Genomic DNA, 21,004 nt, shown 5'->3' on the forward strand with positions numbered 1-21,004 from the left:
CGCACGCCCGGTTTTCACCGTGCGGGGGGCCATAAAATGAAGTTGTGCTCAGGTCTGGCTCCGCCACACCTCAGCACAAACGCAAAAACCCGGCCGCAGCCGGGTTACGGAGCTTACGCCTCGACAGGCGCGCGCCAGTCGTCCGAGCCGGAGGTGCCGGCGACGGTGTGCTCCCAGTCGATTTTGCGGTAGGCCAGCGAGACTTCAATCAGCTGGGTGAAGTCCGACTTCGCCGGGTCCTGGCAGTGCGGCATCTGGCAGTCGATGTCCACGATGGTGGCGTCGGTCAGGGTGGTGGAGAAGAAGTGCTCCTGCTTGCCTTCCACCGAGGTGCGGTACCACTTCAGGGTCACGGTCGGCAGCATCTCGCCGGAGGCCAGGGCGTTGTACATCAGCGGCACGGCCTTGTTCAGGGCGACGGTGAATTTGAACGGCTTGTGCACGCGCTGGCCGGACGGCTGGCCGGACTGCGGGTCAGTCGGGACGGTAACCACGTGGTTGAATTCCTGAACCAGCATCTCGTCCTCGTGGCCCTGCACGTAGATGTTGCCGACGGAGTCAGAGGTGAACGCGCCCGCGGTGATGTTGCCCTGGGTCTTGCCTTCGATGCTGATATAACATGGGGTTGGCATGGTAATGCTCCTTGCTTGTGTATGAGTGAAAGAACTTCACGGAATACATAGCAATTTGCGTGCCAGTTTTTAAGTTGTTGTATTTTAAGCATATTATATTTTCCGGAGTAATCCGACAGACAAAATCAAGCAAGATCTTGCCGAAACTGCGCACTTCGTTTGCAGACATTGCGCAAAAAGTTTTTTATCCGGGATTCAAAGCAAGAAGTTGCGCAAAATGCGCATAAATATTGTTTAGCGCCGGTGATCGGCTCGGATTCGAGCCGGTGCGGGGTAAAATCGGGCTTAAAAGCGCGGCATGCGCAGGGTGAAGTGGTTCCCGCCGTCGTGATGGCTGACGCTGAGCGTGCCGCGGTGCAGCGTGGCGATAGCCTGTGAGAGCGCCAGCCCAAGCCCGGTGCCGGGCGTATGGCGAGCATCATCTCCGCGCCAGAAGCGGGTAAAGATCTTCTCCGGCTCGGCAATCGGCTCGCCGGGGTTGGCGACGGTGATAGTCACTTCGTCGTCGCGCGCTGCGGCGCTGATGCGGATCTGCGCCCCTGCCGGTGAGTGGCGCAGCGCGTTGGTCATCAGGTTCGTCAGCAGGCGCTGGAGCAGCAGCCTGTCGGCCAGCACCTCGCCCTCCGCTTCCACCACAAACTGCTGCTCGCGCTCTTCCGCCAGCGGCTCCAGGAAATCCACCACCGAGGCGATAAAGCTCGCCAGCGCTACGGGCTGGCGGTCAAGGGCAACGTTGCGGTGATCGGCCCGGGAGAGGAACAGGATGTTCTCAATCAGCCGCGTCAGATGCTCCAGCTCTTCGATATTGCTCGCCAGCAGCGCCTGATACTCTTCGCTGCTGCGCGGCTGCTGGAGCATTACCTGGGTCTGGCCGAGCAGAATATTCACCGGGGTGCGCAGCTCGTGGGCCAGATCGTCGGCAAACTGCGTCAGGCGCGAGAAGTCCTCCGCCAACCGCTGACGCATCACGTTCAGCGAGCGCCCGAGCGGCAGCAGCTCGGCGGGCAGGGTGTCGAGCGCCAGAGGCGTGGCCAGCTGCTGGCTGTCGGTGCGGGCGGTCTGGCGGCTCAGCGCCCGGATAGCGCGCAGGCTGCGGCGGATCAGCAGCGGGCTGACGATCGCCGCCAGCAGGATCGCCGTCAGGGAGATCACCAGGCTGTGCTGGCGATAGCGGGCCAGCACCTGCTCGCGATCCTCCGACAGTCGGGCAACGGTGATCATCACATCCCCCTGCCCGTCGGCACCGCGCAGTGTCAGCCCGGCGGCATCCGCACCGCTGGCGGTGCGCCAGTGGTGGAGCAGCGCCGCCGACGGCGTCATGCCGGCGGGCACCTCATCCATCACCGGCAGCGTAATGCCCGCCTGATTCACCTCGACAATGATGCCCTGCCCGGGGCGGGCGATACGCACAATATCAAGCCGGGTGTTCATCATGCGGTTGAAGTAGAGCGGCAGCGAACGCGGTTCGGCACCGTCCAGCAGCAGCTGGCGCAGCTGGGCACCGCGGTTTACCAGCGTCTGGTTGTCGCGCCACACCAGCTCGGTATACAGCGAGCGGTAGAGCGAGACGCTGACCAGCGCGCTGGTGGCGGCCACCAGCAGGATAAACGCCAGCGTCAGGCGCAGCGTGAGAGAGGGACGAAACATCTACTCCTCCGCCGTATTAAGGCGATAACCCATGCCGCGCACCGTCTCCACCAGCTTCAGCGGCCAGGGATCGTCGATTTTGCGGCGCAGACGGCGGATCGCCACGTCCACGACGTTGGTTTCGCTGTCGAAGTTGATGCCCCACACTTCGCTGGCGATAAGGGTGCGCGGCAGGATCTCCCCGGCGCGGCTGGCGAGGAACCACAGCAGCGTGAACTCTTGCTGGGTCAGGCTGACGATCTCGCCGCCGCGGGTAACCTGATGGCGCACCGCGTCAAGCTCAAGGTCAGCAATGCGCAGCTGGTGGGAGGCAGCGGGATGACGACGCAGCTGCGCCCGCACCCGGGCCAGCAGTTCGGCAAAGGAGAAGGGTTTTACCAGATAATCGTCCGCGCCCAGCTCCAGCCCCTTAACGCGATCGCTGACCGCATCGCGGGCGGTCAGGCACAGCACCGGGGTGGCTTTGGCGGTGCGCAGCGTCTGCAGCACCTGCCAGCCGTTCATGCCCGGCAGCATGATGTCGAGGATAATCAGGCCGTAGTCGTGCTCCAGCGCCAGGTGCAGGCCGTCGCGCCCGTCCGCCACCGCGTCCACGATGATGCCGGCCTCACGCAGACCTTTCACCAGCCACTCGCGGGTTTTGTCGTTGTCTTCAATCAGTAATACTTTCATGGGGAGCATTCTCGCAGAGTCTGGCGGCGTCGCCCAGCGCGGGGGCGCAACATGACAAGATTGTAATACTTCTGTCGCGAACCGGACAACGCACTGCCCCGTTTCGCTTACCCGCTCCGCCCGTTCGTCCTTTGGCTTAAAAACAGCATAAAATCGCGCCTTGCGCCGAATGACGCTGATTTTTCTACTACCCTTAGTCTCTGTTAAGGATGGTTTCCATCCGCGTGAGCGCGGCACTTCCGCTGCGCGCTGTCACTTTGGCGTTATTTTGCGGTTACCAGAGGAGAACGCATAATGTCCGAACAACGACCAAATCCTCCCTTCCCTGAACAGCAGCTTGAATGGCCTGGCGCGACGCGCGATATGCAGCCGGTGCCGGATCACGGTGAAACCAGCTACAAAGGCTCCGGGCGTTTAACCGGCAAGGCGGCGATTATTACCGGCGGCGACTCCGGGATTGGCCGCGCGGTGGCCATCGCCTATGCCCGCGAAGGGGCTGACGTGCTGATTTCCTATTACAACGAACACGATGATGCTAAAGAGACGGCGCGGCTGGTGGAAGAAGCCGGGCGCAAAGCGGTGCTGGTTTCCGGGGATCTGGTGGAAGCCCGTCACTGCCAGGAAGTGGTTGATAAAGCGGTAGAAGCCTTTGGCAAAATCGATATCGTTGTGAACAACGCCGCGTTCCAGATGACCCGCGAGTCGCTGGATGAGATCGACGATGACGAGTTCGACCGCACCATGAAAACCAACATCTATGCGATGTTCCGCATCTGTAAAGGCGCGGTGCCGCACATGCCGGCGGGTGGGTCAATTATTCATACCGCGTCGGTGAATGCCGACCAGCCAAAACCGAAGCTAATCGCCTATTCCGCGACTAAAGCGGCGATCGTCAACTTCTCCGGCAGCCTGGCCGCGTTGCTGGCTGAGAAAGGCATTCGCTCGAACGTGGTGGCGCCGGGTCCGATCTGGACGCCGCTCATCCCCAGCACTATGCCGCCTGAACAGGTTAAAGAGTTCGGCAGCCAGGTGCCGCTGCAGCGGGCCGGACAGCCCGCCGAGCTGGCCCCGAGCTACGTGATGCTCGCCAGCGACGAAGCCAGCTACATCTCCGGTGCGACGGTTGCCGTTACCGGCGGCGTGGCGGTGATCTGAGCCATGACCTCACGGGTGCGCCCGTGGGGTTAATTTAATCCGCCACCGGCCACGACACCGTCGGCGTGTCGTTGAGTACCGGTTTCGCGAACAGATAACCCTGGAAGTACTTGATGCCCGCCGCTTCCAGCCAGCACCACTCCTCCACTTTCTCTACCCCTTCCGCCACCACGGTGATCTCCAGCTCCGAGCAGCAGCGCACGATGCCGTGCACGATGGCCTGTTTCGGGCCGTAGAGATGAATATCGGTGACGATGCTGCGATCGATTTTGATGCGTCCCGGCTGGAAGCGCGTGAGCAGCGACAGTCCAGCGAAGCCCGCGCCGAAATCGTCGATAGCCAGGTTAATGCCCGCTGCGCGCAGCTGGCGAATAACGTGCTCAAACTCGTCAAAACTGGAGATCACTTCGCTCTCGGTGACCTCGACGATCACCTGCTGCGGCACCAGCCCCTGACGTTTAATCTGCGCCAGCAGGATCTCCACCGCGTTCGGAACCTGCACCAGCGAACCGGGCAGCAGGTTAACCGAGATCATGTGGCTGCCGATATTCACCTCTTTCGCCAGCGCAAAGGCTTTTTCTTTCGAGTGAATATCCACTTCATACAGCTCGTCGGTGGAGACCGAGGCGAACCAGGCGGCGGGCGAACCGCCGTCGGGCGTGCGGATCAGGGCTTCGAAGGCTTTAATTTTGCCGGTCAGTGGCTCCACGATGGGCTGCAGCGCAAACTGACAGTCATCGCGTACCATGGAGGGAACCTTGCAGGGAATGCGGGCCTGGCTGTGCGTGACGCGCCACGCATCTGGCTGAAACTGCTGCGAGATGTGCGGCTGTGCCGGGCGGCGCAGAAAGGAGCGAATAAATTTATACACCCGCTCTTCGCGCGCCAGGTTGAAGGGAACGACGCTGGACTTGATCACCGACTTCAGCACCGTGTGTGCTCTGACGCGGCGCAGATCGAAAAACGTCATGCCAACCGTTTCAAAATGGCGTTTGGGGGCATAGTCGCGCATCATCTCCACCACAAAATCGTGGCGCGGATCCTTGCCAATGATATTGAACAGCGCTTGTACCGACTCCAGCGGGCCTTCCAGCACCTGCAAAAACTGACTGCCGTCATAAAGCAGAATGCCGCTCACCTGCAGTTCAGCATTGCGCTGCTGCGCGCGCGCCAGGATTGCTGCCAGCCCGACATCGTCAATATCGCCGCGCAGGCGACTACGGTAAATCAGGGTAGATAGCATCATTTTCCTGCATTTTTAGGTCATTAAGCCGGGCAGTATACCCTGACTCACTTTTTATACGAGTCGCTTATCCAGCTGGAGACCGCGCGGTTCAACGCCTGACGGGATTTTCATCAATTAAAACAGGCGGCTAGGAGGAAAATAATTATAGATGACGTGAATGAATTAAGAAGTGTGCTGAGGCGCGAAGAGATGAAAACGGACAGCCCTGGATGCTCAATATATTCTCTTATATTCCTTCACGGACAGAGGGATAAAAAAGCAGCACCTGCGTCGCCGTGTAAAAAAATCTCTTTCTGACGGTTCGATTACGGATTTATGCCATTGCGTCCGTCCCTTTCGTTTCATAATTCTGTGACATACTTCGGACATGGCACCTCTCCCCGCCGTGCCATGCGGGACAAGGAGAAATGATGAACAACACCGCAACAACCCTGACGCCGGAACAGGCGATCGATAAACTAAACGAATGCTATAACGCTGCCGTTACCGCCCTGCGCGAGGCCATTGGCGCTTTTATTGAAAACGGCACGCTGCCCGATGAGACCGCCCGCGCACAGGGGCTGTTTGTCTATCCCGAGCTGTCGGTGAGCTGGGACGGCATCGCCCGTCAGGAAAAGAAAACCCGCGCCTACGCCCGCTTTACCCATCCCGGGTGCTACACCACCACCATTACACGCCCGGCGCTGTTCAGCCCGTATCTGCTGGAACAGCTCACCATGCTGGTGGAGGACTACGGGGCGCGCATTGAAGTGGGGCCGTCGCGCCACGAGATCCCCTATCCGTACGTGATTGACGGTTCGACGCTGATCCTTGACCGCTCCATGAGCGCCGGGCTGACGCGCCACTTCCCGACCACCGAGCTGGCGCAGATTGGCGATGAGACCGCCGACGGCCTGTTCCACCCCACGGAGTTCTATCCGCTGTCGCACTTTGATGCCCGCCGCGTCGATTTCTCGCTGGCGCGCCTGCGGCACTACACCGGTACCCCGGCGGAACACTTCCAGCCGTTCGTGCTGTTCACTAACTACACCCGCTACGTGGACGAATTCGTCAGCTGGGGCTGCAGCCAGATCCTCGACCCGGACAGCCCGTACATCGCCCTCTCCTGCGCGGGTGGGATCTGGATCACCGCTGATACCGAAGCGCCGGAGCAGGCGATCTCCGACCTGGCGTGGAAAAAGCACCAGATGCCGGCCTGGCACCTGATCACCGCCGACGGCCAGGGCATCACGCTCATTAATATCGGCGTCGGCCCATCGAACGCGAAAACCATCTGCGATCATCTGGCGGTGCTGCGCCCTGACGTCTGGCTGATGATTGGCCACTGCGGCGGGCTGCGCGAGAGCCAGGCGATTGGCGACTACGTGCTGGCCCACGCCTATCTGCGCGACGACCACGTCCTCGACGCGGTGCTGCCGCCGGATATCCCGATCCCGAGCATCGCCGAGGTGCAGCGCGCGCTGTATGACGCCACCAAAGAGGTGAGCGATATGCCGGGCGAGGCGGTGAAACAGCGCTTGCGCACCGGTACCGTGGTCACTACCGACGACCGCAACTGGGAGCTGCGCTACTCCGCCTCCGCGCTGCGCTTCAACCTGAGCCGCGCCGTGGCCATCGACATGGAGAGCGCAACTATCGCAGCCCAGGGCTACCGCTTCCGCGTTCCGTATGGCACGCTGCTGTGCGTCTCGGATAAACCGCTGCACGGTGAGATCAAACTTCCCGGCCAGGCGAACCGCTTCTATGAAGGGGCGATTTCCGAGCATCTACAGATTGGTATTCGCGCCATCGACCTGCTGCGCGCTGAAGGGGAACGTCTGCACTCGCGTAAGCTGCGTACCTTCAACGAACCGCCGTTCCGTTGATCGCTCATCAGAAGGAAACAGGATGCACCCCACTACACCGCTCGGCGCGCTGCGCGCGCTGATGCAGGCCCGCGGGCTGGATGGCCTGCTGGTCCCGCGCGCCGACGCGCACCAGAGCGAAGACTGCGCCCCGCACGATAATAAACTCGCCTGGCTGACCGGATTCACCGGGTCCGCCGGGCTGGCGCTGGTTCTTGCCGACCGCGCCCTGCTGTTTGTTGATGGTCGCTATCAGGTTCAGGTGCAGCATCAGGTCGATACCACCGCGTTTGCTGTTCACCACCTGCATAACGAACCGGTAGCGCAGTGGATTGATAACCATCTACCGCCGGGCCAGCGCATCGGTTTTGAGCCTATGCTGATGACCAACAGCCAGTACGAGGCGCTGCGTGCCAGCCACTGCCAGCCGGTGGCGCTGGATGACGATCCGTTCGACGCGGTATGGCATGACCGCCCCGCAGCGCCGTGCGGAGTAATCACCGAGATGCCGGATGAGATTGCGGGTGAGTCCTCAGCCGATAAACGCCAGCGGGTGGCTGCGGCACTGCGCGAGGCGGGCGTGGATTATCTGGCGGTGACGCTGCCGGACAACATCGCCTGGCTGCTTAACGTGCGCGGCAGCGATGTAGCGATGAATCCCGTCCCGCACTCGTTTTTACTGATTAACCAGCAGGGCGACGTCGAATGGTTTGTGGCACAGGAGAAACTCGCGCAGCTCGCCCCTGAGGTTACCCGGAATATCACCCTCTCTGCGCCCGGGGCGTTTCTTACGCGCTGCCGTGCGTGCGCTGCCGGTAACGTCATCGCGCTGGATGCGGACTTCTCCCCGGTGGCGCTGCGCTTCGCGGTGGAGCAAGCCGGCGGCAGCGTGCGCTGGCAGAGCGACCCGATTACCTGGATGAAAGCCCTGAAAAACCCGGTAGAGCTGGAAGGATACCGCGCCAGTCATCGGGAAGACGGCGCGGCGTGGGTCAACTTCCTCGCCTGGTTGCATCATGAAGCGCCGCTGCGTGACGCGGCGGGCGATCCGATCACCGAGCTGGAGGCTCAGCAAAAGCAGCTGGCGTTTCGTCAGCAGCGTGAGACCTTTATCGAGCCGAGCTTCAACACCATTTCGGCGGCGGGCAGCAATGCGGCGATGTGTCACTATCACGCGTCCCCTGAGACCAACAAACCGCTGACCCGCAGCGAGTTCTACCTCAATGACTCCGGCGGGCAATATGTGAATGGCACCACCGATGCCACCCGCACCCTGGCATTTGGCCCGCTTACCGCTGCGCGCCGCCTGCACTACACCGCGGTACTGAAAGGTTTCCTGGCGCTTATCACACTCCCGTTCCCCAACGGCACCTGCGGCCACCAGCTCGACGCTGTCGCCCGGCGTCCGCTGTGGGAGCTGGGGCTGGATTTCGACCACGGAACCGGGCACGGTGTCGGTCACCGTATGCTGATCCACGAGCAGCCACAGCGCATCGCGAAGAAGGTCAATCCGTGGCCGCTGCTGCCGGGCAGTATCATGACCATCGAACCGGGCTACTATCTGGCGGACCAGTACGGCATCCGCATTGAAAACCAGGTGGAAGTGGTGGAGGGTGCGCCAGGTTTCTGCCGGTTTTCCACCCTGACGCTGATCCCCATCGACCTCAACCAGGTGGAAACGGGCCTGCTGAGCGCTCAGGAGAAGGCGTGGATAGATGATTACCACCAGCAGGTGCGGGACACACTGGCACCGCTGGTAAACAGTGACGCACGGGCGTGGTTGTTTGCCGCCACCGCTCCGCTCCGGGTTCAGACAGGTGCGCAGGCCTGAAAATGGTTATTTTTGCGCTGTTTTGCGGAATTAATCAGCAACCGAGCAGGTATGTGAAAAAAGGGCTTTGACAAGCCCTTTTACCCTCGTTACTATGCGCCCCGTTCACACGATTCCTCTGTAGTTCAGTCGGTAGAACGGCGGACTGTTAATCCGTATGTCACTGGTTCGAGTCCAGTCAGAGGAGCCACATTTAAGAAGCCCACTTAAGGAAACTTAAGCGGGTTTTTTGCTTTGGTGTATATGCAGAACGTACATCCGTCATTATCACTTTTTTAGTGGTGGGTGCGCTGCGCTTACCCACCCTACGGACTTTTTCGCACCTGCAACCAGCGTTACTCGTTGCCCCACTGGTTCAGGAACATGGCGATCTCATCGATACGGGCTTCATCGATACCGGCTTCGACGGCCATCTCTTGCTGCGCCTGTTCGCTGATCTCTTCGTTATTCATCAGGCGCTCAATCAGCAGCTGGAAGTAGTGCGCCAGCGCGTCGCGCTCCGCTTCGCCCACCGCCTTTTCCGTTTCCGTCGCATACTCATCGGCGATGTCATAATACTTCAGCGGTATCTCTTTGTTCATACGTTGTCCTCTGAGGATAAATCTGTTCTGTAGTGTCTGGCTACACAATTTACTGGCTGCGTAATGCCCGGTCGGCGCGGCCTGCCTGTAGCCTGGCGAGTCGGCAGCGCTTAAGTATGACAATTTCACACCTTGAGCATTTTCACCGTGGCATCAATGTCTATCTCCTCTTCCGAGAAGATCAGGGTGGTTCCCTGAAAGGTCGTGATAGCCAGTTTTTTCAGCGAGCGCATTTCACCCGGCTTTATGGATGATTTTGGTCGGATGCTGTTCATCAGCCCACCCACAGACAGCACCGCGTTTTCTTTATCGATGCGGGCGTCAGCAGGTACTTCCTCGCTGTAGACCAGGTAAGACTTGATGGAGGTGAGCTTCAGACGTTCGCCTGCAATGTAGATGTATTTGCTGTCAGGCACGACCTTGACCGCATAGGCCGACAAGCCTTTATTGTTGGTGGTCGGTTCGAACGTCACCGCCGCATCTTTCTTGATAAGATCAGGGTTGGCGACCTTAATCACGTGAAAATAGCGGTTATCGCCGTTTTCATCTTTGATAAATCCAAAACCTTTATCTTTAAACCATGTTGTGATCGTACCGTTCATCGCCATTACCGCCTGATTAATCGTTTATCTGTGCAAATTTTGCAGCGCGCAGTGTAATGCACAATGGCTGCGCAGGCCATGTCTGGTGATTCACTTAAGAACGTGAACCGCCCCTTCTTTTACCACTGCAAGAAGCTGGTTTGCCTGTTTCAGCTGCCGGTTGAGTTCACAGACATCATCGTTGTCGGGGATCAGCACGATACAGTCCGCCGCGATTTTGATAGTCACACCTTTACCGGTTTCAAATCCGGCATCGCGCAGCCACTTCCCGCTCAACCGTATCGCTGGCGTAGTGGTGTCGCCCGCGTTGGGCAGATAGCCCACGGTGCAACGACGCTGATTTTTGCCAGGGGCGGAGGTTTGCTGCTGGTACTGCAAAGAGGTAGTCATAGAGGGTTCTCCCGTAAAGACGCGACGACGCCCCGCTTGTCAGGTAATGCTGGCGGGGGAAGACAGCATAGCGCCGCAAACCCGCACTGTGAATGCGGCTATCTGGAAGGCGACTCGCAGAACCGAATGTAACTTTTGGGCATCTTTTGCGGCTACATCCGTTCAATGGCATCAGGGCGATGTGGCGTCGTACCGTCAACCTTCACCGGCATCCCGGAGCGCCGCTCCAGCGCCTCGTCAACGCGCAACACGTCCACATCGCTGCCTTTCAGCGCAGCGCGCATCACCGGCGTGATCGGCAGCGGAACTTTGTTATCGGATTCAAACTCGGCGCGGTTGCGCGACAGCGGTTCATGCACCTCCAGCCAGCGGCTGCCGTCCGGCTCGGTGGTCATTTTTACCGGCTGATCGATTAGCTGAACGCGAGTGCCTTCGGGTACGTTATCAAACAGGAATTTGATGTCGTCATTACGCAGGCGAATGCAGCCCTGGCTGACGCGCAGCCCAATACCGAAATTCGCATTGGTGCCGTGAATAGCGTACAGCCGGCCAATGTAAATGGCATACAGCCCCATCGGGTTATCCGGCCCGGCGGGCACCATTGCCGGCAGGGTTTTGCCCTCTTTGGCATATTCACGCCGTGTATTGGCAGTTGGCGTCCAGGTCGGGCCGGCCTGCTTACGCTCCACGCGCGTCACCCAGTTGCGCGGCGTCTCGCGCCCCGCCTGGCCGATACCAATCGGCAGCACTTCCACCGTGCCGCCCTCTTTCGGATAGTAATAGAGGCGCATCTCCGCCACGTTCACCACGATGCCTTCACGCACGGTATCCGGCAGGATCAGCTGCTCCGGGATGGTCAGCGTGGACCCCGCTTTCGGCAGGAAAGGATCGACATCCGGGTTAGCCTCCAGCAGGTTGCTGAGCCCCTGCCCGTTCTGTGCCGCGAACGCTTCCAGCGGATAGCGGTTGTCCTGCGGCACGGTAACGGTGCGCACGTTTCCCACCAGCCGGCTGCCTTCCGGCGGCAGCGTATAGGTTACGGCCAGCGCGCTATGGCTGGCGATAAGCATAAGCAGACTACAAAACGTAATAAGACGAGACATAATGCCGATTCCTGAAGGCTGACGTTTCGCTAAGCATAGCTGCTTTTTATCGATTCAACGTGCCGCCGCTGCGCGACTCTTTACACAGCTTTTCCCCTCAGACATTGCACCCTCCCGCTTCGCTGGGCATCATACCCGGCTGTTAGTAAAGGAGTTGTTATGCAGGAACTGTTATCCACGCTTAAAGCCTACGGTTTTGGGCTGCATCATCCGGGCTCGCTGGCGATGGCATCGCTGGTGATCCTGCTCACCGCGCTGATTGTGCATTTTATTCTTCACCGGGTCGTGCTGCGCACCTTTGAGAAGCGCGCCGGATCCAGTTCGCGTTTGTGGCTGCAGATCATCACCCAGAACAAGCTGTTTCACCGCCTCGCTTTTACGCTACAGGGCATCATTCTTAATGTGCAGGCGGTGCTATTGTTGCCCAAAGGCGGCGATGCGGCGCTGGTACTCAGTACCTGCGCCCAGCTGTGGGTGATGCTCTATGCCCTGCTGTCGTTTTTCTCGCTGTTGGACGTGGTGTTTGAGCTCTCCGGGAATTCCACGCTCGCCACCCAGCTGCCGCTGAAGGGTATTTTTCAGGGGGTGAAGCTGATTAGCGCCCTGGTGATTGGCATCCTGATGATCTCGGCGCTGATTGGCAAATCCCCGGCCATCCTGATAAGCGGTCTCGGTGCCATGGCCGCGGTGCTGATGCTGATCTTTAAAGACCCGATACTTGGGCTGGTGGCGGGCATTCAGCTGTCGGCCAATACCATGCTCAAACTCGGCGACTGGCTGGAGATGCCAAAATATGGCGCTGACGGAGCAGTGACCGATATCGGCCTGACCACCGTCAAAGTGCGCAACTGGGATAACACCATCACCACTATTCCCACCTATGCGCTGGTCTCGGACGCGTTTAAAAACTGGAGCGGAATGCAGGCTTCCGGTGGGCGACGCATCAAGCGCAGCATCAATATTGATATCACCAGCATTCATTTCCTCTCCGAAGAGGAACAGGCGCGACTTATTCGCGCCCGGCTGCTGAAGCCCTATATGGACAGCCGCAGCGCGGAAATCAGCGAATGGAATCAGGAAAACAGCGGCGATGAGTCGGTGCTGAACCGGCGCAGCATGACCAATATCGGCACGTTCCGCGCCTGGCTCAATGAGTATCTGCGCAATCATCCGCGGCTGCGCAAGGACATGATGCTGATGGTGCGCCAGCTCGCGCCAGGCCCGGACGGGCTTCCGCTGGAGATCTATGCTTTCACCAATACGGTGATCTGGATGGAGTACGAGGGGATTCAGGCGGACATCTTTGACCATATTTTTGCCGTCACGGAAGAGTTCGGGCTGCGTCTCCACCAGTCGCCCACCGGGAGTGACATGCGGACGCTGGCAGGCGTGGTACAGCGCGACTGATTCGTCGCGCCGCTGAAGGTATCAGGGTGGCGAAGTGGGTGAATCGCCACCGCCGGGGGTATAGCCCGCCGTCGGAGCTACGCTCACCGGCTGTTTTTCCGGACGCGGGTATTTCCACAGCCAGCGTCCGCTCACCATACGCCAGTAGAACAGCGCGCCGCGTACCGCCCAGTCCATGAACATTCCCAGCCAGACGCCGACGACGCCCATTCCGAGTTCAATCCCCAGAATGTACCCCGCCACCACGCGGCAGCCCCACATGCCGAGCATGGATACCCACATGGCGAAACGGGCGTCGCGCGCGCCTTTCAGCCCCGCCGGCAGCACCCAGGAGGCGGCCCAGATCGGCATAAAGGCGGCGTTAAGCCAGAGCAGGATCTTCACTACTTCTTTCACGTCCTCTTCCCGGGTGTAGAACGAGGCAAACACCCCGGCGAAGGGCGCGGTAAACCAGGCGATAAAGGTCAGGCCAATGGTTGAGAGCCAGAACACATGGCGCAGCTGGCGCTCCGCCTGACCAATCTGTCCTTTGCCGAGCCGCTTACCGGTAATAATGGTGGACGCAGAACCGAGGGCGTTCCCCGGCAGGTTAATCAGCCCCGCCACTGAGAACGCAATAAAGTTACCGGCGATAACGTTGGTGCCCATCCCGGCGACAAACATCTGGGTCAGCAGCTTCCCGCCGTTAAACAGCACCGACTCGATACTGGCCGGAATGCCGATCGCCAGCACTTCCCAGAGAATATTGCCCTGAAGCCTGGTGAAGTAGCTTTTGAGCGAGATGCGCAGAGTGGGATTAATACCAATCACCAGCACCCAGATAATCGCCACCGCGCCGATATAGCGTGAAATGGTGATGCCGAGCCCGGCACCGATAAACCCTAACCCGTCCCATGAAAACAGGCCGTAGATTAGGATGGTACTGATGATGATGTTGAGGATATTCATCCCGCCGTTAATCAGCAGCGGAATTTTGGTGTTACCAGCCCCGCGCAGCGCCCCGCTACCGATCAGCGCAATGGCCGCCGCCGGATAGCTCCAGGCCGTAAGTTGCAGATAGATAAGCGCCAGGCGCTTCACCTCGGCGGTCGCTTCCCCGGCGACAAAATCGATGATTTGCTCGCCGGTCACGTGAATCAGACCCGCAAGAAATACTGAGAAGATCGTCATCAACACCAGCGACTGACGCGCCGCAGCGCGCGCCCTGGCAGGATCGCGCTTGCCAATGCTGTAGGCCACCACTACCGTGGTGCCGAGATCCACCGCCGCGATAAAGGAGAGGATCACCATGTTGAAGCTGTCTGCCAGTCCGACGCCCGCCATGGCCTCTTTACCCAGCCAGCTCACAAGGAAGGTGCTGAGCACCCCCATCAGCATGACGCAGGTATTTTCCAGAAAAATAGGCACGGCCAGCGGGGTGATTTCGCGCCAGAACAACACGCGATAGCTCTTTCTTTTTGCATACCACGGGGTACGCATCACCGCCTGACGTAGCGTGGCAGTCAGGTTCACGTTTGCTCCAGGGAAGAAAGATAAAACTTCATTTCAATAATGAGACAGAGAAACCGATCCTGCAAAGCATTTCCCTGCGAATTGTTGGTTTTAGCGACAGGGCGGCGAGAGTTTCGCCAGACGCACGCGGTTCCCCGCATTGGCGTTTGACAAAACTTTTTTGGCCGCTAAGATAGGCCTCCACAATTCCTCTGTAGTTCAGTCGGTAGAACGGCGGACTGTTAATCCGTATGTCACTGGTTCGAGTCCAGTCAGAGGAGCCAGATTTAAAAAGCCCGCCGCGTGCGGGCTTTTTGCTGTCCAGCGTCAGCCTGTGTTCTGCAGGCATAAAAAAACCGCCCTGACGGCGGTTTTTTTATTACTCGGCTTTAGGCTCGGTTGGCGCTTTCAGTTCGCCCATCGCTTTCAGCTTTTTAGAAATCTCACGACGTTCTTTTGAGATCTCGGCGTTTTTGATGATGTAGTCATCAACGCGATCTTCATAGTCGGTTTTCATGCTGGCGATGATGCCCTGAATCGCTTCCACGCTCATACCCGGCTTGATGTAATCGCTCAGGTTGTCGAGCAGCAGCACGCGCTTCTGGTTGTCACGGATCTTTTTCTCAACGTCCTGGATTTCACGCTGAAGTTTATTCTTACGACGGAACAGACGGACAAACTCCAGTACGTCCTGGAATGAAGGTCTGGTATTTTCCATTTTTACACCCCTGCTAATTTGAGACTTGGATTCGTTACTACAACCATCACCGGTCAACAGTAATGGTAGCGGCTATTCAAGACAATGGTTTTATCCCTTACGGGCGGCCTGCCGCTATCATACTCTTATTTCAGGTTTAATCGACACCGCCACCTGGCGCGAGCGGTGCATCCGGTGCTTATTTACGCAGCGCCCGGCAAACCAGCTGAGACAGCAGCTCCAGCTGACGGGCCAGTTCAAGGCTAAGCCAGACGTAGCCATGGATCGGCGTCTCCTGCAGGCGATCGCCTTGACTCTCGCGAATGAGCTGATCCAGCTCACCGATAATCTCATTCAGTTTCTCGCGGCTGGCGATGGCCGGCGTCGGGTTGCCCTCATACAGCGCCTGAGAGAGGTTCGCCAGCGTGCGCTGGGTCATGTGCTGGGTGTCACGCAGTGTACGGGCGTTAATCATCACGAAATGACTTTCTCGCGACGCCCAGTGCGCGTTGATTTGCAGCTCCAGCGTACAGACCATGTTGCGACAGGTTGTCTGAATCGCTTCAAAGATACTTTTCTGGATGTGGGTCTCTTTGCAGGCGGGCGTGATCAAACCGCGCATTTTTACTACGTCGTTCAGCACCTGTTGCAGCGGCTTCTCAAGCCGCGGACGCTCCACCAGATTAGGTGAGAAACCGGCGTTATAAACCCGGCCAAAGGCCTTCATAAAGCTTGCCATCTGGATACGCCAGTGAACAAATGCACGCTGGGGCCAGATGCTGGTAAACAGCATCGCCAACAGCGAGCCGAGGATAACGTCGCCGCTTCGCCACAGTGCGGTAACCATATCGCCCTGCGGGGCACCCACCACCACACCGAGCGTAATGCCGATAAGCAGCGCCTGATAGGGCCGCTTGCCGAGCGCCAGCCAGCCGCACAGGAACATCGCCAGCGCGCACCACAGCAGCATCGCCGGTAATGACCACAGCTCCAGACGCAGCGCCACCAGGCCGAGCGCCGAGCCAAAAATAGTGCCGCCGATACGTTCGAAGGCGCGGGGAATGACATTTCCCCAGAACGAGATCGGCCCCATTACTACCACCAGCGTGATCAGCGGCCACGACCCTTCCGGCACTTCCAGCAGACGAACCAGTAAAAACGTCAGGACGAACGCCAGCGCAATACGCAGACCATGGACAATCCGGTAGTGCTGATAAATACGAATTTCAAAAGGGCTTAAGGGCTTATCGGGACGCACACCCGCTCTCCGGTGATGAAAAGAGCGGATTGTACTCGTTTTTGCTGCGGTGGTATCGGTTTGCCCGGTAAATCCGCCCTTCTCCACTGGCTATTTTTTATCAACGGCTGCAAATTAGCACCCCGTAAACCATATTTAACCGCTGCGTTAACATATCATTATCTACCTTTTAACATGACCTGCGGGTTAAAGGCGGAAAAGTAAGAGTCAGCCCTGATTCGTTCAGTCCACCTTCTCCGTCACCGGAATATGCATTTCAATATCCCAGAAACCATCTGCCTTGCCGTCATTGAGGTAGATTTCAAAGCACGGCAACGGGGCTGGCATAACGCTGGCATCCCCGAGCAGGCTGTTGAAGAACAACAGCCAGGGTTTACCAAAATCACCGTCCTGTACCCTTGCGCGCGCGACCGCATACTGCCCACCGGTGATTTCCGTGTGGATAACGCCCACGCTGTTTTCCGGAATGGCAAAACCCTCCGGCACTGACACCACCGTGGCTGCACGCAGTTTTTCAGGCGGGGTACAGTCCGGGTTATCGTAGTAGACCGCGATCCATTCGTCCGGGCGAAGATGGTGCGTTTCAACCCACATAAGCAACTGTTCGAACCCTTGTGGAACGGTCTTTTCCCACGGCCCGACCAGATGAAACCCGGCCACGTTACGGGCTGGCACTGCGGTAACGTTGTATTCCATGCTCCCACTCCTGTTAATCAAGATGACTGTATATATATACACCACCGAGGCGATAATGCGAGATGCAGAACGGTGAATATGTTCATTATGCGAGCAGCCTCGAGAAGCTGCCAGGCGGCAGGAAAAATGCGCGCGCCGGGCACGCATCTTTGTCGGAATTGATTTACCATACGGTGGTTAACAAAACTGATAAGGATGGTTTTCCTGGTGTCTGACTCCCCGGCGCAACCCACATTTCTGTTTCACGATTACGAAACTTTCGGCAAAAGTCCGTCGCTCGACCGCCCCGCTCAGTTTGCGGCCATTCGTACCGATGCTGAATTCAACATCATCGGCGAGCCGGAGGTGTTTTTCTGTAAACCTGCTGATGACTATTTGCCCCAGCCGGAAGCGGTCATGATCACCGGAATCACGCCGCAGCACGCGCTGGCGCAGGGCATGAATGAAGCTGATTTCGCAAAGCGTATTCACGGTTTATTCAGCGTGCCGAAGACCTGTGTGGTGGGCTACAACAACGTGCGGTTCGATGACGAAGTCACGCGCAATATCCTTTATCGCAACTTCTACGACCCTTATGCCTGGAGCTGGCAGCACGATAACTCGCGCTGGGATCTGCTGGATGTAATGCGCGCCTGCTATGCGCTGCGCCCGAACGGTATCGTCTGGCCGGAAAACGACGATGGCCTACCGAGCTTCCGGCTTGAGCATCTGACTAAAGCCAACGGGATTGAGCACGCTAATGCTCACGATGCGATGGCTGACGTGTATGCCACCATTGCGATGGCGCAGCTGGTGCGCACGCGGCAGCCGAAGCTGTTCGATTACCTGTACAGCTTCCGCCATAAGCAGAAACTGATCACCCTGATTGACGTGCCGCAGATGAAGCCGCTGGTGCATGTCTCCGGCATGTTCGGCGCGCTGCGCGGAAATACCAGCTGGATTGCGCCGCTTGCGTGGCATCCGGAAAACCGTAATGCAGTAATAATGGTAGACCTCGCGGGAGATGTGTCGCCGCTGCTGGAACTGGATGCCGACGCATTGCGCGAACGCCTCTATACGCCTAAAGCGCAGCTCACCGATGCCGCGGTGCCGGTGAAGCTGGTGCATCTGAATAAGTGCCCGGTGCTGGCGCAGGCGAATACGCTGCGTCCGGAGGATGCCGAGCGGCTGGGAATCGACCGTCAGCACTGTCTCAACAACCTCAAGCTGCTTCGCGACAATCCGCAGGTGCGGGAAAAAGTGGTGGCAATTTACGCCGAAGCGGAGCCGTTCGTGCCGTCGGACAACGTGGACGCGCAGCTGTATAACGGCTTCTTTAGCGACGCCGATCGGGCGGCCATGAAAATTGTCCTGCAGACCGATCCACAGAACCTGCCTGCGCTGGATATCAGCTTTGTTGATCCGCGTATTGAGAAGCTACTGTTCAACTACCGGGCGCGCAACTACCCAGGTACGCTGGATGAGGCGGAGCAGCAGCGCTGGCTCAATCATCGCCGCGAAGTGTTCAGCGCGGACTATCTGCAGCGCTGGGCGCAAGAGCTGGAAATGCTCTACAACCAGTACGAAGGCGATAAAGAGAAAACCGCCCTCATTAAAGCGCTGTATCAGTATGCGCAGGAGCTCGTCGGGTAAAGGCGGGTGCACCGGTAAATGGCGGGTGCACTTCGTTTACCCACCCTACAATCCCCCTTACACCTGCCCTTCGCGTAGGGTGGGTAAGCGCAGCGCACCCACCAAAAAATCAAATAACCCATGCCGGAGGCATGGCCTCGTCCGGCATCAAAACCGCCGCGGCGCAGGCGTTGAGTCCGGGCTGGCGGTCGGGAATCGCCAGAGGGCGCGAGCCCCGGGATGGGGTATCGCGTCCGACCGGAAGCGAAACGCCGGAGGCAAGGGCAGCCCGCAGGGCCGGTTTTACTGGCCGGGAGCCGGGATTGTGAAGGGGGTGGCGGTGAACCCCCTTCACCCGTTCACGTGCGCCAGCGTTTCCATGTGAGTGCGGTGGCCCGGTGAACGGAACCTTCACCGCTCTGCCATAGCCCTCACGCCAGAACGGGGCGCACGGTAAACGGTGGGTGCACTTCGTTTACCCACCCTACAATCACATCCATACATCCGCAGATAAACGGTGGGTGCACTTCGTTTACCCACCCTGGAATCACATCCGCATACCCCGCAGATAAACGGTGGTTACACTGCGCCTACCCACCCTACAAACCGACCCAAACTCACCTTCCCGCCAATAAAAAAGGCCGCAAGCGCGGCCTTTTTTTACAACTTATACGGACAACAACATCACCCTTTCATTACCGTGATGGTCCAGGAGGCATCGCCGACCTGCTGGTAGTCGGTGACGCTGTGGCCCTCTTCTGCTGCCCACTGGGGGATAGCTTCGGTTGCCTGGGTGCAGTCAAACTCAATGACCAGCTCATCGCCTTTAGTCATCTCAGCCATCGCCGCCTTCGCTTCGATCAGCGGGAAAGGGCATACCTGATTTACTACGTCTAATTTCTTAATCGTCATTCTCTTTCTCCACGTGCTCAGGCCGCAGCGGCGGTCAGTTTCGCTTTGCGCTGCGGACGGATAAACAGGAACCACGAGGCGGTCCATACGCCAAGGATCATAAATACCAGGCCAATCCAGCCCTGCCAGGTCAGCATCGCGGTCATCACCAGACCGTTACCAATAGAGCAGCCACCCGCCATACTGGCGCCGAAGCCCATCAGCAGGCCGCCAGCAACGCTGCGCAGCGTGGTGGTGGCATCGGCGGCGCGCACGCGAAATTCGCGGCTGGCTTTAGCGGCGATATACGAGCCGAGGAAAATCCCCAACACCAGGAACACGCCCCAGTTGATGTATTTGCTGTCGCCGACCACCAGGTACTGCAGAATGTTCGCCGTTGGCGAGGTGATGCCGAGACCAAACAGGCGACCAGTGGCTTCACTCAGCGGCCAGGCCAGGGTCGCGATCAGACCAATCAGGATCGCGGTAACAAACGGGTGCCAGCGCTTTTCAAACAGGATATGCGCCAGCCCGGTGCAACGCGGCGGCAGGCTGGCTACCTTCAGCTTTGGCTTCGCCAGCTCTTTGCGTACCAGCCACAGGGTGACGGCCACCAGCAGCACAATCAGCGGCCAGGCCGGCAGGTTGAAAGTTTCCGGAATCGAGTTGTGTGCTGTGCTGTAGTGCTTCAGCGTCTCGTTCAGCCCGGCGGCGTGCGGGGAGCGCATGATGGCGCTCATCAGCATATAGGTAAACAGCGCAATCCAGCTGCCGATAAGCCCTTCCCCGGCGCGATACCAGGTGCCGGTGGCGCAGCCGCCAGCAAAAACGATACCCAGCCCGAAGATGTAGCCGCCCACCACGGTGCCCAGCCACGGGAATGCGCCCGCGTCATACTGCACAATGCCGGCTTGAATCATAGCGAACACGCCGACGCACTGGATGGCAATGGCAATCAGCAAGGCATAAAACATACGGTTATTTTTGGCGATATACATATCGCGGAAGCCACCGGTGAGGCAGAAACGGCCGCGCTGCATAACGAAGCCCAGCAGCCCGCCGCACACCAGGCCGGTTAAAATCATCTGTAACATAGCACCACCCGTTTCCAGGTCAGAAAATCAAAACGGCCATTATTCACGCCTGCGCCAGCGTGACCAATAACCAAACTCACTAGCATATAGCGAAAGGTTATAGATGATTCTGCCAGCCAGATTTCAGGCAAAAAAAATCCGGAGGCAAGGCCTCCG

General features: G+C 58.6%; 19 protein-coding genes and 2 tRNA genes. 7 read left to right on the top strand and 14 right to left on the bottom strand.

Annotated features, from left to right (window positions below):
• Window positions 1-113 precede the first annotated feature (113 nt).
• The 3 genes from hcp1 to hprR all read right to left on the bottom strand — a co-directional run bounded on the left by hcp1 (window position 114) and on the right by hprR (window position 2,951).
• The gene (gene hcp1, locus KFZ77_RS12515) at window positions 114-632 is read right to left on the bottom strand and encodes a type VI secretion system effector Hcp1 (protein ID WP_024550886.1); all 519 of its coding nucleotides are present in this window, start codon (window positions 630-632) and stop codon (window positions 114-116) included.
• 285 nt (window positions 633-917) lie between these two features.
• On the bottom strand, window positions 918-2,279 hold the full coding sequence (locus tag KFZ77_RS12520) for a heavy metal sensor histidine kinase (RefSeq protein WP_264384380.1): 1,362 nt from the start codon (window positions 2,277-2,279) through the stop codon (window positions 918-920).
• Window positions 2,280-2,951, bottom strand: a complete 672-nt coding sequence (gene hprR, locus KFZ77_RS12525; RefSeq protein WP_264384381.1) for a response regulator transcription factor HprR — start codon at window positions 2,949-2,951, stop codon at window positions 2,280-2,282. It abuts the gene before it with no gap.
• 291 nt (window positions 2,952-3,242) lie between these two features.
• Here hprR and KFZ77_RS12530 point away from each other — a divergent pair, with 291 nt between their 5' ends.
• Window positions 3,243-4,106, top strand: coding sequence for a glucose 1-dehydrogenase (locus KFZ77_RS12530; protein WP_390901338.1), 864 nt, complete (start codon window positions 3,243-3,245; stop codon window positions 4,104-4,106).
• Between the two features lie 34 nt (window positions 4,107-4,140).
• Here the strand turns inward: KFZ77_RS12530 and KFZ77_RS12535 are convergent, their stop codons facing one another.
• Entirely contained in the window at window positions 4,141-5,349 is a 1,209-nt protein-coding gene (locus tag KFZ77_RS12535) for a diguanylate phosphodiesterase (RefSeq protein ID WP_264386190.1), read from the bottom strand.
• A gap of 413 nt (window positions 5,350-5,762) precedes the next feature.
• On the opposite strand from KFZ77_RS12535, the gene KFZ77_RS12540 reads away from it, so the two are divergent.
• From KFZ77_RS12540 to KFZ77_RS12550, 3 genes are all read left to right on the top strand, one after another.
• Window positions 5,763-7,217 carry an AMP nucleosidase gene (locus tag KFZ77_RS12540; protein WP_264384383.1) on the top strand — a complete coding sequence of 485 codons (1,455 nt, stop codon included), beginning with the start codon at window positions 5,763-5,765 and terminating at the stop codon, window positions 7,215-7,217.
• A 22-nt stretch (window positions 7,218-7,239) separates the two neighbouring features.
• Window positions 7,240-9,027, top strand: coding sequence for an aminopeptidase P family protein (locus KFZ77_RS12545; protein WP_264384384.1), 1,788 nt, complete (start codon window positions 7,240-7,242; stop codon window positions 9,025-9,027).
• A gap of 114 nt (window positions 9,028-9,141) precedes the next feature.
• Window positions 9,142-9,217: transfer RNA gene (locus tag KFZ77_RS12550), tRNA-Asn, on the top strand.
• Between the two features lie 145 nt (window positions 9,218-9,362).
• On the opposite strand, the gene KFZ77_RS12555 is transcribed toward KFZ77_RS12550, so the two are convergent.
• The 4 genes from KFZ77_RS12555 to ldtA form a co-directional block, all read right to left on the bottom strand.
• Window positions 9,363-9,608, bottom strand: a complete 246-nt coding sequence (locus tag KFZ77_RS12555) for a DUF2543 family protein (protein WP_031520918.1) — start codon at window positions 9,606-9,608, stop codon at window positions 9,363-9,365.
• A 125-nt stretch (window positions 9,609-9,733) separates the two neighbouring features.
• Window positions 9,734-10,216, bottom strand: a complete 483-nt coding sequence (locus tag KFZ77_RS12560; RefSeq protein ID WP_031520916.1) for a cold-shock protein — start codon at window positions 10,214-10,216, stop codon at window positions 9,734-9,736.
• 84 nt (window positions 10,217-10,300) lie between these two features.
• The gene (locus KFZ77_RS12565) at window positions 10,301-10,600 is read right to left on the bottom strand and encodes a SymE family type I addiction module toxin (RefSeq protein ID WP_051640491.1); all 300 of its coding nucleotides are present in this window, start codon (window positions 10,598-10,600) and stop codon (window positions 10,301-10,303) included.
• Between the two features lie 152 nt (window positions 10,601-10,752).
• Window positions 10,753-11,703 (bottom strand): L,D-transpeptidase, encoded by a 951-nt coding sequence (ldtA, locus tag KFZ77_RS12570; protein WP_264384385.1) that lies wholly within the window; start codon window positions 11,701-11,703, stop codon window positions 10,753-10,755.
• 159 nt (window positions 11,704-11,862) lie between these two features.
• Between ldtA and KFZ77_RS12575 the strand changes: the two genes are divergently transcribed.
• Window positions 11,863-13,110, top strand: coding sequence for a mechanosensitive ion channel family protein (locus tag KFZ77_RS12575; RefSeq protein ID WP_264384386.1), 1,248 nt, complete (start codon window positions 11,863-11,865; stop codon window positions 13,108-13,110).
• 21 nt (window positions 13,111-13,131) lie between these two features.
• Here KFZ77_RS12575 and KFZ77_RS12580 read toward each other — a convergent pair whose 3' ends face one another.
• Window positions 13,132-14,589, bottom strand: coding sequence for an EmmdR/YeeO family multidrug/toxin efflux MATE transporter (locus tag KFZ77_RS12580; RefSeq protein ID WP_406678808.1), 1,458 nt, complete (start codon window positions 14,587-14,589; stop codon window positions 13,132-13,134).
• Window positions 14,590-14,809: 220 nt separating this feature from the next.
• Here KFZ77_RS12580 and KFZ77_RS12585 point away from each other — a divergent pair.
• Window positions 14,810-14,885: transfer RNA gene (locus KFZ77_RS12585), tRNA-Asn, on the top strand.
• A gap of 95 nt (window positions 14,886-14,980) precedes the next feature.
• On the opposite strand, the gene KFZ77_RS12590 is transcribed toward KFZ77_RS12585, so the two are convergent.
• The 3 genes from KFZ77_RS12590 to sbmC form a co-directional block, all read right to left on the bottom strand.
• Window positions 14,981-15,319, bottom strand: a complete 339-nt coding sequence (locus KFZ77_RS12590; protein ID WP_031520906.1) for a DUF496 family protein — start codon at window positions 15,317-15,319, stop codon at window positions 14,981-14,983.
• A gap of 178 nt (window positions 15,320-15,497) precedes the next feature.
• Window positions 15,498-16,556, bottom strand: coding sequence for an FUSC family protein (locus KFZ77_RS12595; protein WP_031520904.1), 1,059 nt, complete (start codon window positions 16,554-16,556; stop codon window positions 15,498-15,500).
• A gap of 222 nt (window positions 16,557-16,778) precedes the next feature.
• The gene (gene sbmC, locus KFZ77_RS12600; protein WP_031520903.1) at window positions 16,779-17,252 is read right to left on the bottom strand and encodes a DNA gyrase inhibitor SbmC; all 474 of its coding nucleotides are present in this window, start codon (window positions 17,250-17,252) and stop codon (window positions 16,779-16,781) included.
• 195 nt (window positions 17,253-17,447) lie between these two features.
• Here sbmC and sbcB point away from each other — a divergent pair, with 195 nt between their 5' ends.
• Window positions 17,448-18,884 (top strand): exodeoxyribonuclease I, encoded by a 1,437-nt coding sequence (gene sbcB, locus KFZ77_RS12605; RefSeq protein WP_406678779.1) that lies wholly within the window; start codon window positions 17,448-17,450, stop codon window positions 18,882-18,884.
• A gap of 663 nt (window positions 18,885-19,547) precedes the next feature.
• On the opposite strand, the gene tsuB is transcribed toward sbcB, so the two are convergent.
• Both tsuB and tsuA read right to left on the bottom strand, forming a co-directional pair.
• The gene (gene tsuB / locus KFZ77_RS12610) at window positions 19,548-19,775 is read right to left on the bottom strand and encodes a thiosulfate utilization sulfurtransferase TsuB/YeeD (RefSeq protein ID WP_031520899.1); all 228 of its coding nucleotides are present in this window, start codon (window positions 19,773-19,775) and stop codon (window positions 19,548-19,550) included.
• Window positions 19,776-19,792: 17 nt separating this feature from the next.
• On the bottom strand, window positions 19,793-20,848 hold the full coding sequence (gene tsuA / locus KFZ77_RS12615) for a thiosulfate utilization transporter TsuA/YeeE (protein ID WP_264384389.1): 1,056 nt from the start codon (window positions 20,846-20,848) through the stop codon (window positions 19,793-19,795).
• Window positions 20,849-21,004: the final 156 nt, after the last annotated feature.

The organism is Siccibacter colletis (genome assembly GCF_025914095.1).
In the GTDB taxonomy this organism is placed as follows: Bacteria; Pseudomonadota; Gammaproteobacteria; order Enterobacterales; family Enterobacteriaceae; genus Siccibacter; species Siccibacter colletis.

Bases quoted from the DNA above. Each gene is read 5' to 3' on its own strand.
- hcp1 (WP_024550886.1), bottom strand. From the start codon at position 632: ATGCCAACCCCATGTTATATCAGCATCGAAGGCAAGACCCAGGGCAAC.
- KFZ77_RS12520 (WP_264384380.1), bottom strand. From the start codon at position 2,279: ATGTTTCGTCCCTCTCTCACGCTGCGCCTGACGCTGGCGTTTATCCTG.
- KFZ77_RS12540 (WP_264384383.1), top strand. From the start codon at position 5,763: ATGAACAACACCGCAACAACCCTGACGCCGGAACAGGCGATCGATAAA.
- KFZ77_RS12580 (WP_406678808.1), bottom strand. From the start codon at position 14,589: ATGCGTACCCCGTGGTATGCAAAAAGAAAGAGCTATCGCGTGTTGTTC.
- tsuA (WP_264384389.1), bottom strand. From the start codon at position 20,848: ATGTTACAGATGATTTTAACCGGCCTGGTGTGCGGCGGGCTGCTGGGC.
- ldtA (WP_264384385.1), bottom strand. From the start codon at position 11,703: ATGTCTCGTCTTATTACGTTTTGTAGTCTGCTTATGCTTATCGCCAGC.
- KFZ77_RS12565 (WP_051640491.1), bottom strand. From the start codon at position 10,600: ATGACTACCTCTTTGCAGTACCAGCAGCAAACCTCCGCCCCTGGCAAA.
- KFZ77_RS12535 (WP_264386190.1), bottom strand. From the start codon at position 5,349: ATGCTATCTACCCTGATTTACCGTAGTCGCCTGCGCGGCGATATTGAC.
- tsuB (WP_031520899.1), bottom strand. From the start codon at position 19,775: ATGACGATTAAGAAATTAGACGTAGTAAATCAGGTATGCCCTTTCCCG.
- sbcB (WP_406678779.1), top strand. From the start codon at position 17,448: ATGGTTTTCCTGGTGTCTGACTCCCCGGCGCAACCCACATTTCTGTTT.
- sbmC (WP_031520903.1), bottom strand. From the start codon at position 17,252: ATGGAATACAACGTTACCGCAGTGCCAGCCCGTAACGTGGCCGGGTTT.
- KFZ77_RS12555 (WP_031520918.1), bottom strand. From the start codon at position 9,608: ATGAACAAAGAGATACCGCTGAAGTATTATGACATCGCCGATGAGTAT.
- KFZ77_RS12575 (WP_264384386.1), top strand. From the start codon at position 11,863: ATGCAGGAACTGTTATCCACGCTTAAAGCCTACGGTTTTGGGCTGCAT.
- KFZ77_RS12560 (WP_031520916.1), bottom strand. From the start codon at position 10,216: ATGGCGATGAACGGTACGATCACAACATGGTTTAAAGATAAAGGTTTT.
- KFZ77_RS12545 (WP_264384384.1), top strand. From the start codon at position 7,240: ATGCACCCCACTACACCGCTCGGCGCGCTGCGCGCGCTGATGCAGGCC.
- KFZ77_RS12590 (WP_031520906.1), bottom strand. From the start codon at position 15,319: ATGGAAAATACCAGACCTTCATTCCAGGACGTACTGGAGTTTGTCCGT.
- hprR (WP_264384381.1), bottom strand. From the start codon at position 2,951: ATGAAAGTATTACTGATTGAAGACAACGACAAAACCCGCGAGTGGCTG.